Raw genomic sequence first — 15400 nt, 5'->3', positions numbered from 1 at the left:
AGCGGCAAGCTGTTGTGAGGCCGCCTTATTCTTCCGCCAATGATTTTTTTTGGTACCAACGGTTCGCACGTGCGGACGGAGCCGCTGCCCGGGGTGACCTGCCCAGCCTGCCACACGGCCAACCAGCTGCGCGTGAGTATTTTCAGCCGCTACGTGCACCTGTACTGGATTCCGGTGCTGCCCTACCGCAAGCCCGCCGTGGTGCAGTGCCAGCAGTGCCAGGCCAGCTGGGAGTATGGCAAGATTCCGGCGGAAGCCGACGCGGTGAAACAGGCCGTCCGGGTGCGGAAAGCCGCTACGCGGGCCCCGTGGTGGCATTGGTCGGGGGCGGCGCTGCTGGCCCTGGGGGTGGCCTGGGCCGCCATCTTCACCATCCGCAAAGCGCAGCACAGCGCCGTCTTCCTGGCGGCGCCGCACGTGGGCGACATCTACACCGTGCGCGACGACTCCACCCGCAACTACTCCCTGCTGAAAGTGGTGCGGGCGCAGGCCAACACGGTGGACGTGGTGGCTAATGCCTACGAAACGGACGACGCGCACCCCATTCGCAAGCTCAACCGGCCCGGCAACTTCAGCAAGGAGCCGTTCACGCTCACGCAGCTGGATTTGCAGAGCATGAAAAACAAAGGCCAGCTGACGGATGTGGACCGAGTCGAGGAGTAGGCGCTACAGATTGGCCGGCACCAGCCCGCTGAGCTGCCGGTAGAGCACGCGGGCGCAGTGCGGGGCGCTGGTATCGGCCGCGCCCCAGGCCAGGTGCACGCTCTGGCCGGCCGCGGTGTAGCCTTCCAGAAAGTAATAGTGCTGGCCGGGCTGCTCGAAGCCCAGGCTGTCGGCGGGCAGCGCGTCGAAGCGGCGCAGGGCGGCGCGGGCCTGGGCAGAGCCCACCCGCAGCGCGGCTACCGGCGTGCCGGGCCGCAGCCCGAGGCCGGCCTGGGCCAGCAGCACGCCGTCGGCCTGCAGGGTGTAGGTGGTGCGGTGCCCGGAGTAGCGGCTGCCGTAGCCGAACTGCAGCCGGCGCACGGCGGCGTCGGCGGCCGGGGCGGGCGTGGGGCCGCTGAAGGCCGGGCGCTGGCAGCCCGCCGCGGGGCCGAGCAGCAGGCCGGCGCCGAACAGGGCCAGCAGGGAGGAAAGGAAGTTGGTTTTCATAGCGCAGAAAGGGTAGGAGCGGAGCCGCCCGGCAAGCGTGCCGGCGACGAAGACAAAGGTCTTACGCGCTGACGTACAGCTCAATGCCACGATGATGTGGCGCTTATCCGGGGTTGATTGAAGTTTGCCGGACTGCCCGGCCGAGGCCGCAGGCAATTCGCCGCCGTGCGCCCCGATGATGTGAGCTGCCCGACGGCTCCGCGCCGAGCCGCGGAATTTGGCACCTTTGCGCCGCGGCTCGCTCCCTCACTTTTCGCCGCACCCTTCGCCGCCATGCCCCAAGGCACCATTCTCATCATCGACGACGAACCCCGCCTGCGCCAGCTGCTGGCCCGCCTGCTGGAGCTGGAAGACTACCACGTGCTGCAGGCCGTGAATGCCGCCGAGGGCCTGGAGCTGCTCGGCCAGCACCCGCAGGTGCTCGTGGTGCTCTGCGACGTGAAGCTGCCCGACGCCCACGGCGTGCAGCTGCTGCCGCGCCTGAAGCAGAAGGCCCCGCTGGCCGAAGTCATCCTGATGACGGCCTACGGCACCATCATCGACGGGGTGCAGGCCATGAAAGACGGCGCCTTCGATTACCTCACCAAGGGCGACTCGAACGACCAGCTGCCGGTGCTGGTGGAACGCGCCGCCGACAAAGCCCGCCTGCGCTACCGCGTGCAGGAGCTGGAGCGGCAGGTAGGCCAGCAGCACTCCTTCGAGTCGATGATCGGCCACGCGCCGGCGCTGGAACGGGCCAAGGCGCTGGGCCGGCAGGTGGCCGCCACCGACGCCACCGTGCTGCTGGAAGGGCCCACGGGCGCGGGCAAGGAGCTGTTTGCCCAGTCCATTCACCAGGCCTCGCCGCGCAAGGGCAAGCCGTTCGTGGCCGTCAACTGCTCGGCCTTTCCGAAGGATTTGCTGGAATCGGAGCTGTTCGGCTACCGGAAGGGCGCCTTCACCGGGGCGCTGGGCGACAAAAAGGGCCTGCTGGAAGAAGCCTCGGGCGGGACGCTGTTCCTCGACGAAATCGGGGAGCTGGAGCTGGCCGTGCAGGCCAAGTTTCTGCGGGTGCTCGAAACGCAGACTTTCACCAAGCTCGGCGACACCAAGCCCACCAAAGTGGACGTGCGGCTGGTGGCGGCCACCAACCGCAACCTCAAGCAGGAAGCCGCCGCCGGGCAGTTTCGGCCCGACCTGTACTACCGCCTCTCCGTTTTCACCATCCCCGTCCCGCCCTTGAAAGACCGGCCCGAGGACGTGGCCCCGCTGGCCGAGTACTTTCTGCGCTACTTCGCCGCCCGCATGAGCAAGCGCCTGCCCGGCCTCGACGCGGACACGCTGCGCCTGCTGCAGCGCTACGACTGGCCCGGCAACGTGCGCGAGCTGAAGAACGTGCTGGAGCGCGCCGCCATCCTGGCCCCGGCCGATCAGCCGCTGGCCCCCGCCTACCTGCCCGACGAGTTTCACGCCAGCGGTACCCCGGCCGCCGGCCTGGCCGGCTTCAGCCCCGACGACCGCAGCCTGCGCGCCCTCGAAGCCCGGCACATCCGGCAGGTACTGGCCGAAACCGAGGGCAACAAAACCGAGGCCGCCCGGCAGCTCGGTATCGGCCTGACCACGCTCTACCGCAAGCTGCAGGAGTTCGGGCTGTAGCGCGGGCCTGGCTACGCCGACCGCCGGTTCAGCCCGCGCTTGCCTTCCTTTTCGACAAACCAGACCCTTCCATTATGGAATGGTTTGCTGTTTTATAGTCCGGCATAATTCAGGTGTTTTGACTTTTATCGACTGATAATCAAGTAGAAGTAATATTAATCGGGTCTGGTCGCCGCTCATCGGCACCTGGATTGGCTTAGGGTCCGCGTCCCGCAAGACGTTACCCTAACCGCCTTTTCCAATGGCCATCTTCGACAACCTCGCCAAAGCCGCCAAGGACTTCTTCGTTGAAAGCGACGGTCCGGCTGACGCCGCCGCCCCGCCACCCCAGCCCCGGCCGCTGCCGGGGGCGGCCCCGGCTGCCGGCCCGGCAGCGTCGGCGCCCGCCGCCGGAGCTCCGCTGCCCGCCTTCGGCCCACCGACGGCGCCCGCGGCCACCCAGCCCGAACAGCGCCACACCGACCACATCAACGGGCTGCTGGCCGGCAACGGCAAAGACTTCGCCGCCTACTGCAAGATGGTGCGCAGCATGGCCGCCAGCGGCCTGGCGGGGCCGGTGCTCTACCAGACGGCCTTCCACGCCTTCGCGGCCGTGACGGGCCTCTCGGTGCCGGAGCTGCTGGCCTCGGCCGACCAGTTTGAGCGCACGCTGCAAGCGGACCGCAACAAGGTGCTGGAGCGGCACCGCGAGAAGCTCGGCGACATCAAGATTCCCAACACCCGCCCCAGCGTCATCGTGCAGCTGCTGGCCCAGGAGCAGAAGCTGCAGGCCGATTTGGCCGAGCTGACGCGGCAGCTGGAGGCCAAAGGCCAGGAGCTGCAGACCACCCAGCAGCAGCTGGGGGAGGAGCGCCAGAAAGCCCAGACGGCCCTGGCCTCCTACGAGCTGGCCAACGCCAGCGCCGCCGCCGACCTGCACGCCCACTTCCAGGCCGCCCAGAGCTTTCTGCTGACGCTGCCGGTGAAATAGCGAGGTGGTGAAATGGTGAGTTGAAGTTCAACAACTCCTCGCCCTTTCGCCACTTCTGAATCACGGCACCAAACTCACCATTTCACAAACTCACCTTTTCACCAAATGGACACAATGCTTTCAACTGACCACAGCGCCGGGCTGGCTAAGTGGCAGAAGCCGGAGAAAGTTGCCGGCTGGATTTTCCTCGCGGGCGCCGTGGGCACCGGCGTGTACTTCTGGGGCGCCATCGTCCCGTTTCTGGTCGATATGGTCTTCGACACGGTGAAGCTCGGCATCGGGCTGGGCGCCCTGTTCGCCATGTTTCTGCTCGTGACCAGCAAGCGCATCAAGGCCGGCCTGTGGTACGCCGGGCAGCGCATCTTCCGCACCGCCGCCGGCATTTTCGTCGAGACGGACCCCATCGGCATCATGCAGGACTACATCCGCAACACCGAGCAGGAGGCCAAGAAGATGGACGCCGAAGTGGCCCACGTGGAGGGCGCCCACGAACTGGTGAAGCGCAAGATGGACGGCAACAAGCAGCAGATGCAGGAGTACCTGAACCTGGCCACCTCGGCCCAGCGCCAGGGCGAAAAGGACGCCGCCGAGCAGTATGCCTCCCGCGCCGCCCAACTCGAAGACTACAACGCCCGCCTGCAGCCCATGCTCACCACCACCGCCAACGTGAGCCTGGTGATGCGCCAGATCCTGAAAGCCGCCCTGCGCCAGATCGACAACTCCAAGTTCAAGGTGAACCTGCTCAAGGACGAGTACGAGCTGGTAAAACGCACCTCCTCGGGCATGCGCGCCGCCATGAACATCCTGCGCGGCGACCCGGACAAGAAGTACTTCTTCGACCTGGCTACCGACCGCGTGGCCCAGGACATGGCCATGAAGCTCGGCCAGATCAAGCAGGCCATGCGCTACTCGCAGGCTTTCGTGAAGGAAATGGACATCCAGAACGGGGTGATGAGCCAGAAGGGCCAGCAGCTGCTGGAACGCTACCAGAAAGGCGACTTCAACTCCCTGCTCGACGAAAAAGCGGCCCCGGCCACGCCCCGCACCACCGCCCAGGCCAGCAACGACGCCTTCAGCCGGCTGCTGGACTAATCCACCCCGCTTGAACGTCATGTCGAGCCCCGCGAGACATCTCGCGTGCTGTAGCCTCAACGAGCCGATTACTACCCAGCGAGATGCCTCGGCTTCGCTCGGCATGACGGCTTGGTGAACCTTAAATCAACTCTCAAAACCCACTTTTTCTCCTACCACAATGACAACTCGCGGTAAAATCGTCATCGGCCTGCTGCTGGTGCTGGCCGCTTACTTCGGCATCAACAAGCTCATTAGCAGCGGGGCCGTCTTTCAGAAAGCGGAGACGCAATCCGTCCTGCTCAACTCCATCGAGCTGCCCACCCAGGCGGGCGGCACGCGCACCAACCTGGCGGTGCCGCTGGCCCCGCTGCCGACTAGCACGCCGGCTGAGAAAGGCACCCCGGTGACCTGGGAAGTAATGGCCTGGAACTCGCAGATGGGCGCCATGCTGGCCAACGGCGGCCCGCGCAGCACCGAGGGTTCGGCCATGGCCGCCAACGGTATCGACATGCAGATTGTGCGGCAGGACGACGTGGCCAAGATGCAGGCCGACCTGGTCAAGAATGCCCTGGACCTGCAGAACAACCCCCAGACGCCCGGTCTCATCGTGAGCATCATGGGTGACGGGCTGCCGGCCTTCTCGGCCGTGCAGCAGCAGCTGGAAAAAGCCGGCACCGGCCTGCAGATTCTGCCTTACAGCCCCGGTAAGTCCTTCGGCGAAGACAAGCTGATGGGCCCGAAGGAGTGGCTCGACAACCCCAAATCGGCCCTGGGCAAAACCATTGCCTGCTACCTGCGCGACGGCGACCAGAACATTGCCCTGAAGTGGTGCGCCGACAACGGCTTGAAAGTCAACCCCGACGAGACGACCTACGACCCCGAAGCCGTGAACTTCATGGCCGCCTCCGACTTCCTGGTGGCCGCCGAGAAATACATCCTCGGCAAGCCCGAGCAGCGCCTGAAAGTGGTGAAAGGCCGCAGCACTGGCGTCAAAGTCGACGTGGTAGCCGACGCGGTGGCCACCTGGACGCCCGGCGACGTGAACATTGCCAAGCAGAAGGGCGGCCTGGTCAACATCGTCTCGACCAAGGACTACAGCAACCAGATGCCCAACATCATGGTGACGACCAAGCGCTGGTACGCGGCCCACGAAAAAGAAGTACAGGGCATCATCACCGCCCTGGCCGTGGCCGGTGACCAGGTGAAGTCGCACCCCGAAGCCCTGCAGCGCGCCGCCGATATTTCCTCGGAAGTGTACGGCGACAAAGACAAGCCCGGCAGCTACTGGTTGCGCTACTACAAGGGCGTGAGCGAAGCCGACCGCACCGGCGAAGTGGTGGAGCTGGGCGGCAGCAAGGCCTTCAACTTCGCTGACAACCTCACCCTCTTCGGCCTCGACAACGGCGGCACCAATATCTACGCCTCCGTCTACAAAACCTTCGGCGACGTGCAAAGCCGGCTCTACCCCAAGGAGCTGCCCAGCTACGTGCCCCTGGAGCAGATGCTGGACCTCTCGATTCTGCGCAAGCTGCAGGCGCAGTACAAGGGCAAAACCATTGCCCCGGCCGAGCAGCAACAGTTTGCCGCCGACGACGAAATCCGCCAGAGCGTGAGCCGCCGGGCCTGGAACATCGCGTTCGAAACCGGCCGCAGCGCCTTCACCCCGGCCGCTGAGCAGGACCTGAACCGCCTCTTCGACGACCTGGTGGTAGCCGGCCGCCTGAAAGTGGCCGTGCACGGCCACACCGACAACGTGGGCGCCGCCGCCAGCAACCAGCAGCTCTCCGAGCAGCGCGCCCTGGCCGTGAAGAGCTGGCTGGAAGCCAAAAGCCGCTCCTCGTTTCCCGACGGCCGCGTGCAGGTCTACGCCCACGGCGCGCTGGAGCCCGTGGCCGCCAACACCACCGAAGACGGCCGCGCCAAAAACCGCCGCGTCGAAATCGTGCTCGGCAACTAAGGGGTCTTGCGGGCCCTGGTATCCAGCGTGTGTTATTCCTACGCCCGATTCATTAGCCGATTATCCGCCAGATGCCGCAGGCGCCCCGCCGGTAACGGGGCGCCTGCCCGCGGCGGCCCAGGCCGGGTATCTGCTCGGCTGGCTGATTTGCCGGCCGCTGAGTTGACCCGAACACACCAGACCGTCATGCTTCGGCAAGCTCAGCAGGACGGCCTTGATTCATCTTACTAACGACCCCAATTGCCTCGAGCCAGGTCTGTCCCCATGAAAACCCTGTTCCTTCCCAACGCCACCCCGCGCCGCGCGGTGTTCACCACGATGGTGGCCCTGCAGGTGCTGGTGCTGCTGCTGCTCTGGGCCTTTTACCCGGTGCAGATCTTCCCCAGCCTGGGCCAGGTGCTGGCCGCCCTGCGCGACCTGGTTACTGCCCAGGGTCTGATCCAGGAGCTGTGGGCCAGCATGACCACGGCCTTGCAAGCCCTGGCCATCGGCACGGTGCTGGCCCTGCTGCTGTCGTACCTGACGGCGCTGCCCTTTTTCCGCCCGCTGGCTTACGCGGCCACCAAGATGCGTTACCTCACCCTCACCGGCCTCACCTTCTTCATGGCCCTGATGCTCAGCTCCGGCCACGAAGTCAAGCTCTCGGTGCTCGTCTTTGCCACCACCGTGTACCTGGTCACCGGCATGACCAGCGTCATTCTGACCACCACCCAGGAGGAAATGGACCACGCCCGCACCCTGGGCCTGGGCGAGTGGCGCAGCTTCTGGGAAGTGGTGGTGCTCGGCAAGCTGGACCTGATGCTGGAAGTGGTGCGCCAGAACTTCGCCATCATCTGGACGATGATAACCCTGGTGGAAACGCTCTACCAGTCGGAAGGCGGCATCGGACTGCTGCTCTACAAGCAAAACCGCTACCTGCACCTCGACGGCGTGCTGGCCATTCAGCTGGTCATCCTCGCTACCGGCGCCGCCCAGGACTACGTATTCGGCCTGCTGCGCCGCGTGTTCTTCCCCTACGCGGCCCTGATGGCGGCCGGTCAGGGGTAGTCGTGCGGTTTTCTGCCGGAATCCTGCATACCGGACCCGATTGTTTGCAGGCTGGACGCAACCGCGTGCAAACCAGTCCTAAGCGTTGGCAACTTGGTCACAGTTGTTTGTAAGCTGGCCCCGATGGCTCGCAGCCCGGTTTCAGTCGTCTGCAACCGGGTTCCGAGCAGTTGCAGCCCGGCCCCGATGGTCGGCAGTTCGAACGCAGGACCTCTAAGCCTGGATTCGGGGCTGTGCAGCCTCGTCACAATCATTCGCCGCCCGGCACCAACTGCTCTGCGCAAGTGCACTGACTGGCACACGGCACTAAATCACCATTTCACCAACTCACTATGTCACCATACAGCCACCACGAGCCCGTACTCACCCTTGACAACATCTCCATGAGCTTCCACGGCGAGCTGGTGCTGCGCGACATCAGCGCCCAGGTGCGCAACGTGGTGCGCCCCGGCATGAGCCAGGGCCAGGTCGTAGGCTTCTACGGCCGCTCCGGCATCGGCAAATCGGTGCTGTGCCGCATCATTGCCGGCCTCACGCAGCCGAGCAGCGGCGCCGTGCAGGTAGGAGAGGAGCAGCACCCTGTGCGCCCCGGCGACGTGGGCCTGGTGCAGCAGCGCTACCCCCTGTTCAACCACCGCAGCCTGGCCGACAACCTGCTGCTGGCCGCCCAGCAAAAGCATCAGCCCGAGGCCGCCCGGCAGGAAGTCGAAGCCTTCCTGGAGCGGTTCTGCCTCGCCCCGCACCGCAAGAAGTTCCCCGCCCAGCTCTCCGGCGGCCAGCGGCAGCGCGCCGCCATTGCCCAGCAGCTGCTCTGCTCCGAGCACCTGATCCTGCTCGACGAGCCCTTCTCCGGCCTTGACGTGGCCATGATCGACGAGCTAAAGAAAATCATCGTCGAAGTCACCACGATGGACGAACTGAACACCGTCGTCATCGTCTCCCACGACCTGGCCACCACCACCGCCCTCTCCGATACCCTCTGGCTCATGGGCCACGAACGGGACGAGGCCGGCCAGCTCATCCCCGGCGCCACCATCTCCCGCCAGCACCAATACGACCTGGCCGCCCTGGGCCTGGCTTGGCACCCCAACGTGGAAGCCGAGCCGGAATTCGGCCGCTTCGTGGAGCACCTGAAGGAGGAGATTCGGCGGTCGTAGAATCCCCTAGAACGTCATGCTGAGCTTGTCGAAGCATCTCTCCCGCTTCGTTAGATAGTAATATCAACCTAGCCAATCGTCAAATACCCAGCCTGGATTAATATTAATTATTACGAAGCTGGTCACGATACTAACCACCGGAATGAGTAAAGTCGCTGGATGCATAATAGGCCTTTTTTTAAGAACGAGCAGGATAATCGTAGTTGGTAGCCAGATATACACTGACCAGCCAGTAGTGATGAATCCGAAGAAAAGACCTGCTTTTAGAAATTGATTTTGAACCAGTAGATAATAGATAATAATGAATAGCCACACGGCCGGCGTAATACTCGTAATGAGTTGGAGGAGGCGGAGTGTTGCAAATAATTTGTCCTTGAATTTCATAATGTAAAAGAGCAGTGAGGGCTAGAGCGGAGTTGCTCCGTGGAGCATCTGAAGGAGAAGATTCGGCGGTCGTAGGGGCTAGGGAACTAAGGTCGTTCAGACTCTGATAACAAGTTTCCATATCCCCCGGGGCTTTCCAAACCACTCCATACATATAAATTAATAGCTCCAATTGGTTTGGTGGTGGCAAGTCCTAATAGCTTTCCTTGAATTAAAGTGATTAATTTTTGTCCATAGGGTAATCTGCGTCTGGAATGCATTGATAATATGTGAAGTAATGCATTGGTGTGCTCAGGCTCTAATGTATTTAGGTTCCGAAAAATAAAGACAGTTCCATTGGTAGCTACTTTCCAATCACGTAGACAGTCATTCAGCGCATCGAAGTTGTGGCCATACCACGGTGGGAACTGTAGTTGCTGGTATAGATCAAAATGCAACTCTGCTTTAGTAGAAATAAACCTGCCATCAAATTCAATTATTTGCTAGTCTTTATCAATGAGAAGTTTTATGTCGTAGTCCAAAGCTGCTTCTTTGCGGTAGAGGCTTATGCCGCCATTAGCAAGAATTATTTTGTCAACATTTTGAGCGCGCAGCTTTCTAAAAAACTCGACGTCGTCTTCACGTACACTCATTGGCAATACTTAAAACATTTAAGATTACGTCACTGGACGAAATAAGGCAAAGTACTCAAGAAATCATAGGGGCTGGTTCTTGACGTGCAGCAGGCTAAAACCGCCCCGCCGTACCTTGTCCCCTGATTCCCCGCCCCGGCGGCCCCTCAATGAACATCCGCACGAAAATAAGCCTGGGTTTCGGCGTGGTACTGGCCCTGCTGCTGGTGCTGGGCGCCTACGCCACCACGGCCCTGCTACGCCTCGACAACACCACCCGCCGCATCCGCCAAACCAACCTCTACTCCGTGGAGGTGGGCCAGGTGCTGCTGCGCGCCATCGACCAGTTGGAAACCCAGCCGGCTGCGCCCGGCGGGCTGCCGCTGCTGGGCCAGGCCCTCAGCCGCGCGGGTGCCAACGTCACCGAGCCCGGCGAGCAGGCCGTCATCGACAGCCTGGCCCAGGCCGCGGCGGCCTACCAGCAGCGCGTGCAGAATGGCGCAGTGCCCGCCGCGCTGGCGCCCTACCGCAGCTACCTGCGCGGCCTCGCCCACCGTTTAGTCGATCTGAACGTGGAGGCCCTGGAGCGCAAAAGCCTGGTGGCCGACCGCCGCGCCGCCGAGTCGTTTCGCATCATGCTGGCGCTGGCAGCGCTGGCCGTGGTCATCACCCTGGGGCTGATTATTGCCACCGCCGAGGCCGCCGCCGTGCCCATCGAGGAGCTGACGCGGGCCCTGGAGCACGCCAGCAAAAACAACTTCGAGTCGACCATCCCGGCCGGGGAGTACAACGAGCTGGGTCGCGCCGGCCGGGCCTTCAACCGCCTGCTGCTGGAGCTGCAGAAGTTCCGCCGCACCGCCCTCACCGAAATCATGACCGAGCGCACCCGCCTCGAAGGCGTGGTGAGCAGCCTCGACGAGGGCCTGCTGCTGCTCGATGAGCGTGGCGTCATCCTGCTGGCCAATCCCGCCATCTGCCGCCTGCTCGGCCGCGCCGATACCGAGCTGGTGGGCCGCCGCGCCACCGAGCTGGCCCCGGCGCAGGAGCTGCTGGCCCGGATGCTCCGCCCCGTAGCCGCCGCCCACGCCGGCCGCCCGGAGTCTGATGACGCCGAAGCCGAGGCCCCGCCGGCCGCTGCGGCCGATGGCGAAGCCGCCCCGCTCATCACCGTGCGCATCAGCGGCTACGACCAGTACTACCGCCTCAGCGCCCACGAGCTGCGCACCTTCGACGAGAGCGGGCAGCACGTGCGCCCGGCCGGGCAGCTGCTGGCCCTGCGCAACGTGTCGGAGTTCAAGAAGCTCGACCAGCTCAAATCCAACTTCCTGGCCACCGTCTCGCACGAGCTGAAAACCCCGCTGGCCAGCATCGGCCTTAGCCTGAAGCTGCTGCAGCACGAGCGCACCGACGCCGAGGAGCGGCAGCGCCTGGCCCAGGGCATCGGGCAGGAAACCCAGCGCCTGCAGCGCATGGTGGGCGAGCTGCTCACCGTGGCCCGCCTCGACGCCGGCGCCGGCATCCAGCTCAGCCTGCGCCCCAGCAGCCTGGCCGCCGTGGTGCAGCGCGCCGTCGACACCGTGCGCCCCCAGCTCGACGACAAGCGCCTGCCGTTGCGGCTGGAGTTGCCCCCGGACCTGCCCCCCGTGCGCGCCGACGAAGAAAAAACCACCTGGGTGCTCATCAACCTGCTCTCCAACGCCATCCGCTACTCGCCCAGCGAAGCCCAGCTGACCATCCGCGGCGCGCTGAGCGCCGACGGCCGCGTGCAGCTCAGCGTGGAAGACTGTGGCCCCGGCATTGCGCCCGAGCACCACGAGCGAATCTTTCAGCGCTTCCACCAGAGCCCCGAAGGCGAAGTGCGCCGCGGCAGCACCGGCCTGGGCCTGAGCATCAGCCGCGAGTTCATGGCCGCCCAGGGCGGCCGCCTCTGGGTGGAAAGCTTCCCCGGCTGCGGCAGCACCTTCCACCTCACCCTGCCGGTGGTTTAGTGAGATGGTGAGATGGTGAAATAGTGAGTGTAGTTCTGTTCTGATTGCACGAGATGCGCAGTACCGCGCCGTCTGAACATCAAACTCACCACCTCACCACCTCACCATCTCACCATCTCACCACCTCACCACCTCACCATCTCACCATCTCACCACCTCACCACCTCACCACCTCACCACCTCACCGCCCCGCCAGGGTGGCGCCGGCGCTGGCCACCACGATGCAGGCCACGGCCAGCCATTGGGCGGGGGTTAGCTGCTCGTGCAGCAGCAGCCAGCCCGAGAGGGCGGCGGCCACCGGCTCCAGGCTCATCAGGATGCTGAAGGTGCGGGTGGGCATGGTCTTGAGCGCCTGCATTTCCAGCGAAAACGGCAGCACGCTGGAAAACAACGCCAGCAGACCGCCCAGCAGCAGTAGCCAGGGCGTCAGGGCCAGCAGCTGGCCGCTGCCCAGGCCGAAGGGCACCACCGGCAGGGCGGCAAACAGCATTCCGATGGCCACGGCTTGCGCGCCCGGCAGCGCCGCCGCCGTGCGCCGGCCCAGCACGATGTACACGGCCCAGCAGGCGCCCGCCGCCAGCGCGAAGCCTATGCCCGGCACGTCGAGGCCGCGGCCCTGCCAGGGCGCAATGAGCGCAATGCCAGCGGCGGCCAGCACCGCCCACAGCGCATCGAGCCAGCGGCGGGAGCCCAGCAGCGCCAGGCTCAGCGGCCCCACAAACTCCAGCGTGACGGCCAAGCCCAGCGGAATGCGGGCCAGGGCGCAGTAAAACAAGAAATTCATGCTGCCCAGGGCCAGGCCGTAGGGCACCACCGCCCGCCACTGCTGCCCCGTCAGCCGGCTGAGGCGGGGGCGCACGGCCAGCAGCAGAATCAGGGCCGAGAGGCCGATTCGCAGGCTAGCCGTGCCGGCCGGGCCGAGCACCGGAAACAAGCCTTTGGCAATGGCCGCGCCGCCCTGCACGCTGAGGATGGACAGCAGCACGGCCGGCAAGGGCGGGAGTTGAAGTCGGGGAATACGCATAAGCGGCATCGCAGCCCCGCCCGCCGGGGAGGGGCTGCACATCAGGAATGGGGCGGGGTACGACAGGCCGCGCCGGCCCGTTTCGGCAGGGGCCGGCGCCGTGGCCGCGGCAAAAATCCGCTTTTTTATTCCGCCGCGTCCGGGCGCGCCGGCGGCAGCCGCAGCGTGAAGGCCGTGCCGTGCTCGTCGGAGGCAGCCGCAATGCCGATCAGGTGAAACTGCGCCACCGAGCGCACCACCGCCAGGCCCAGCCCGAAGCCCTCCACCCGGCCGTCGTCGAAGCGGCGGAACCGCTCGAACAGCTGGGGCAGCTGCGCCGCCGGGATGGGCCGGACGGCGGTGTTGTGAATCACCAGCACGTAGGTGCCGTCGGGCTGGGGGGCGCCGGTGAGGCTGATGCGGCCGTCCGCGGGCCGGTTGTACTTGATGGCGTTCGAGAGCAGGTTGTAGAACAGGGTGAAGAGCAGGGTGCGGTTGGCCGGCGCCAGCGTGGGCGCGCCCTCCAGCTGCTGGTGCAGGCGGATGTGCTGGTCGAGCAGGCGGTAGTCCAGCTCCTCCACCACCTCCCCGAGCAGTGCGCGGAGGTCGACGCGGTCGGGGCGGGCAAACTGCGCGTTTTCGATGCGCGAAATCAGCAGCAGCGTGCGCAGGGTGGCCGTGAGCCGCTGCAGCGTCTTCTGGGAGGTGACGAGCTGGGTTTCGGCCTCTTCGGGCAGGTTTTCGGCCTGCAGCATGTTCTCGAAGCGGTTCTGCAGAATGCTGATGGGCGTCAACAACTCGTGCGAGGCGTTGGCAATGAACTCGCGCTCCTGCTCAAACACCCGGCGGATCTTCTGCAGCATCTGCTGGATGGTGTCGTCGAGGTAGCGGAAGTCCCAGGTGCTGGTTTGCAGCGGCGGCAGCGGGGGCGGCGTGGGCCCCTGCACGGCCCGCAGGCGCTGCACAATCTGGTCGACGGGCCGCAGCAGGTAGGTGATGACGCCCAGCTCGATGAGCAGGGTGCTGAGTACGGCAAACACCAGGGCGTAGGCCGCGAAGCTGCGCAGCAGCCCGTACACGTCCTCCACCGACTCCATGCTCTTGCCGATTTCCAGGGTGTAGGGCCGTCCGTCGTGCTCGAAGCTGGCCCGCAGCACCCGAAAATCCACCAGCGCGCCCTGCTGCCGGCGCGGCAGGGTGGCAATGGTGTCGGGCTGCCGGTGGCCGGGCCGGCCCCGCCGCAGCTCGATGAATTCGTCTTCCAGCAGGTCGTAGTGCAGGCGCTGGTCGTTTTCCTGGCCCCGCAGAAACGACGTGACGCCCACCCGCTCGATGCGCCGGCGCACTTTCACCAGCTCGCTGCGCAGGCGCGCTTCGGTGTGGCGCAGGGCAAACACCTCGATAGCCCAGGGCAGGGCCAGCAGCAGCACCCCGGCCATCAGGCCCTTCGAGAGGGTGGTGAGCAGCACCAGCTTCTGGCGCAGCCTCACGCGTCCGCCGTGGTTTTGATGCGGTAGCCCACCCCGCGCACCGTCTCGATCCAGTCGCCCGGGTCGTAGGGCGTCAGCTTCTTGCGGATGTTTTTCACGTGCACGTCGATGAAATTGGAGTCCCGGTCGTCGCTGTCGCTGATCAGGCTGCCCCAGATATGCTCGCTGAGCTGCAGGCGGGTGAGCACCTTGTGGCGGTGCAGCAGCAGGTAATGCAGCAGGTCAAACTCCTTTTTGGTCAGGGGCACTTCCTGTTCGCCGTGGCGCAGCGTCCGGTCGCTCACGTTGAGCACGAACGGCCCGAACGAGAGCGTGTCCTGGGTCACGCCGTGCTTGCGCCGCACGATGGCCTGCATCCGGGACACCAGCTCCAGCAGGGAGTAGGGCTTGGCCAGGTAGTCGTCGGCGCCCAGGTCCAGGCCCTTGATGCGGTCATCCACCGTGCCGCGGGCGCTCAGGATGATGATGCTGGCTTGCTGGTTGCGCTCCTGGCGGGCCTCGGCCAGCAGCTGCAGCCCGTCCTGGTCGGGCAGGCCCAGGTCGAGGAGCACAAAGTCGTATTCGTTTACGAACAGCTTTTCCGAGGCCTCGCGGCCGGTGCGGGCAAAGTCGCAGTGAAACCGTTCGTTGTGCAGGTACAGGCCCAGCTCGCGGGCCAGGGCCTTGTCGTCTTCGATGATGAGAACGTTCATGGGAAAATGAGCAATCAACAATGAGCAAGTACGGCCATCAGACCGATAATGGCCGGGGATTCTACCAGCGTGTCCGGCCGGTGACGGGGCGGCGAGTTAGCGCGCCGCATCTGAATAACTGATGAGCACCTCAACGTACGGCCGGACGGCGCTTTTCTGGTTGGGCCAGCCACGCGGTAGCGGCGCCGGTAAGTTTGCGCCGGGGTACGTCCGGTGCGCAACCGGCCGGATAATCCAGCCGCC

15 protein-coding genes are annotated in these 15400 nt (G+C 64.9%); 8 read left to right on the top strand and 7 right to left on the bottom strand.

Annotated elements, in window-relative coordinates:
• Nucleotides 1–39: 39 nt before the first annotated feature.
• Nucleotides 40–663: a hypothetical protein gene (locus DLM85_RS04425; RefSeq protein WP_111476838.1), complete on the top strand. Its 624-nt coding sequence runs from the start codon at nt 40–42 to the stop codon at nt 661–663.
• A gap of 3 nt (nt 664–666) precedes the next feature.
• Here the strand turns inward: DLM85_RS04425 and DLM85_RS04420 are convergent, their stop codons facing one another.
• Nucleotides 667–1149, bottom strand: a complete 483-nt coding sequence (locus DLM85_RS04420; RefSeq protein WP_111476837.1) for a hypothetical protein — start codon at nt 1147–1149, stop codon at nt 667–669.
• 273 nt (nt 1150–1422) lie between these two features.
• Here DLM85_RS04420 and DLM85_RS04415 point away from each other — a divergent pair, with 273 nt between their 5' ends.
• The 6 genes from DLM85_RS04415 to DLM85_RS04390 all read left to right on the top strand — a co-directional run bounded on the left by DLM85_RS04415 (nt 1423) and on the right by DLM85_RS04390 (nt 8989).
• Nucleotides 1423–2784: a sigma-54-dependent transcriptional regulator gene (locus tag DLM85_RS04415; protein ID WP_111476836.1), complete on the top strand. Its 1362-nt coding sequence runs from the start codon at nt 1423–1425 to the stop codon at nt 2782–2784.
• Nucleotides 2785–3025: 241 nt separating this feature from the next.
• Nucleotides 3026–3754, top strand: coding sequence for a hypothetical protein (locus tag DLM85_RS04410; protein ID WP_111476835.1), 729 nt, complete (start codon nt 3026–3028; stop codon nt 3752–3754).
• Nucleotides 3755–3859: 105 nt separating this feature from the next.
• The gene (locus tag DLM85_RS04405) at nt 3860–4846 is read left to right on the top strand and encodes a PspA/IM30 family protein (protein ID WP_111476834.1); all 987 of its coding nucleotides are present in this window, start codon (nt 3860–3862) and stop codon (nt 4844–4846) included.
• Nucleotides 4847–5006: 160 nt separating this feature from the next.
• Entirely contained in the window at nt 5007–6785 is a 1779-nt protein-coding gene (locus tag DLM85_RS04400) for an OmpA family protein (protein WP_111476833.1), read from the top strand.
• A gap of 264 nt (nt 6786–7049) precedes the next feature.
• Complete coding sequence (locus DLM85_RS04395) at nt 7050–7832, top strand: ABC transporter permease (RefSeq protein WP_111476832.1); 783 nt, start codon at nt 7050–7052, stop codon at nt 7830–7832.
• Between the two features lie 332 nt (nt 7833–8164).
• Nucleotides 8165–8989 carry an ATP-binding cassette domain-containing protein gene (locus DLM85_RS04390; protein ID WP_111476831.1) on the top strand — a complete coding sequence of 275 codons (825 nt, stop codon included), beginning with the start codon at nt 8165–8167 and terminating at the stop codon, nt 8987–8989.
• Nucleotides 8990–9052: 63 nt separating this feature from the next.
• Here DLM85_RS04390 and DLM85_RS24935 read toward each other — a convergent pair whose 3' ends face one another.
• From DLM85_RS24935 to DLM85_RS25705, 3 genes are all read right to left on the bottom strand, one after another.
• Entirely contained in the window at nt 9053–9373 is a 321-nt protein-coding gene (locus DLM85_RS24935) for a hypothetical protein (RefSeq protein ID WP_133256899.1), read from the bottom strand.
• A gap of 86 nt (nt 9374–9459) precedes the next feature.
• Nucleotides 9460–9849 (bottom strand): barstar family protein, encoded by a 390-nt coding sequence (locus DLM85_RS26325; RefSeq protein ID WP_424321690.1) that lies wholly within the window; start codon nt 9847–9849, stop codon nt 9460–9462.
• Between the two features lie 6 nt (nt 9850–9855).
• Nucleotides 9856–10005: a hypothetical protein gene (locus DLM85_RS25705; protein WP_207890952.1), complete on the bottom strand. Its 150-nt coding sequence runs from the start codon at nt 10003–10005 to the stop codon at nt 9856–9858.
• A 149-nt stretch (nt 10006–10154) separates the two neighbouring features.
• On the opposite strand from DLM85_RS25705, the gene DLM85_RS04380 reads away from it, so the two are divergent.
• A complete protein-coding gene (locus DLM85_RS04380; RefSeq protein WP_111476829.1) occupies nt 10155–11972 on the top strand; it encodes a sensor histidine kinase in 1818 nt (605 codons plus the stop codon).
• Nucleotides 11973–12153: 181 nt separating this feature from the next.
• Here the strand turns inward: DLM85_RS04380 and DLM85_RS04375 are convergent, their stop codons facing one another.
• The 3 genes from DLM85_RS04375 to DLM85_RS04365 all read right to left on the bottom strand — a co-directional run bounded on the left by DLM85_RS04375 (nt 12154) and on the right by DLM85_RS04365 (nt 15157).
• Entirely contained in the window at nt 12154–12957 is an 804-nt protein-coding gene (locus DLM85_RS04375; RefSeq protein ID WP_207890951.1) for an EamA family transporter, read from the bottom strand.
• Between the two features lie 164 nt (nt 12958–13121).
• Nucleotides 13122–14465 carry a sensor histidine kinase gene (locus DLM85_RS04370; RefSeq protein ID WP_111476827.1) on the bottom strand — a complete coding sequence of 448 codons (1344 nt, stop codon included), beginning with the start codon at nt 14463–14465 and terminating at the stop codon, nt 13122–13124.
• A complete protein-coding gene (locus DLM85_RS04365) occupies nt 14462–15157 on the bottom strand; it encodes a response regulator transcription factor (RefSeq protein WP_111476826.1) in 696 nt (231 codons plus the stop codon). The genes DLM85_RS04370 and DLM85_RS04365 overlap by 4 nt, the downstream gene beginning before the upstream one ends.
• Nucleotides 15158–15400: the final 243 nt, after the last annotated feature.

Source organism: Hymenobacter edaphi (assembly GCF_003258365.1).
Lineage (GTDB): Bacteria > Bacteroidota > Bacteroidia > Cytophagales > Hymenobacteraceae > Solirubrum > Solirubrum edaphi.
The sequence above is the reverse complement of the archived record's forward strand: the minus strand, read 5'-3'. Positions and strand labels throughout refer to the sequence as shown.

Bases quoted from the DNA above. Each gene is read 5' to 3' on its own strand.
- DLM85_RS04395 (WP_111476832.1), top strand. From the start codon at position 7,050: ATGAAAACCCTGTTCCTTCCCAACGCCACCCCGCGCCGCGCGGTGTTC.
- DLM85_RS04410 (WP_111476835.1), top strand. From the start codon at position 3,026: ATGGCCATCTTCGACAACCTCGCCAAAGCCGCCAAGGACTTCTTCGTT.
- DLM85_RS04415 (WP_111476836.1), top strand. From the start codon at position 1,423: ATGCCCCAAGGCACCATTCTCATCATCGACGACGAACCCCGCCTGCGC.
- DLM85_RS04425 (WP_111476838.1), top strand. From the start codon at position 40: ATGATTTTTTTTGGTACCAACGGTTCGCACGTGCGGACGGAGCCGCTG.
- DLM85_RS04420 (WP_111476837.1), bottom strand. From the start codon at position 1,149: ATGAAAACCAACTTCCTTTCCTCCCTGCTGGCCCTGTTCGGCGCCGGC.
- DLM85_RS04365 (WP_111476826.1), bottom strand. From the start codon at position 15,157: ATGAACGTTCTCATCATCGAAGACGACAAGGCCCTGGCCCGCGAGCTG.
- DLM85_RS04390 (WP_111476831.1), top strand. From the start codon at position 8,165: ATGTCACCATACAGCCACCACGAGCCCGTACTCACCCTTGACAACATC.
- DLM85_RS04405 (WP_111476834.1), top strand. From the start codon at position 3,860: ATGGACACAATGCTTTCAACTGACCACAGCGCCGGGCTGGCTAAGTGG.
- DLM85_RS24935 (WP_133256899.1), bottom strand. From the start codon at position 9,373: ATGAAATTCAAGGACAAATTATTTGCAACACTCCGCCTCCTCCAACTC.
- DLM85_RS04400 (WP_111476833.1), top strand. From the start codon at position 5,007: ATGACAACTCGCGGTAAAATCGTCATCGGCCTGCTGCTGGTGCTGGCC.
- DLM85_RS25705 (WP_207890952.1), bottom strand. From the start codon at position 10,005: ATGAGTGTACGTGAAGACGACGTCGAGTTTTTTAGAAAGCTGCGCGCT.
- DLM85_RS04380 (WP_111476829.1), top strand. From the start codon at position 10,155: ATGAACATCCGCACGAAAATAAGCCTGGGTTTCGGCGTGGTACTGGCC.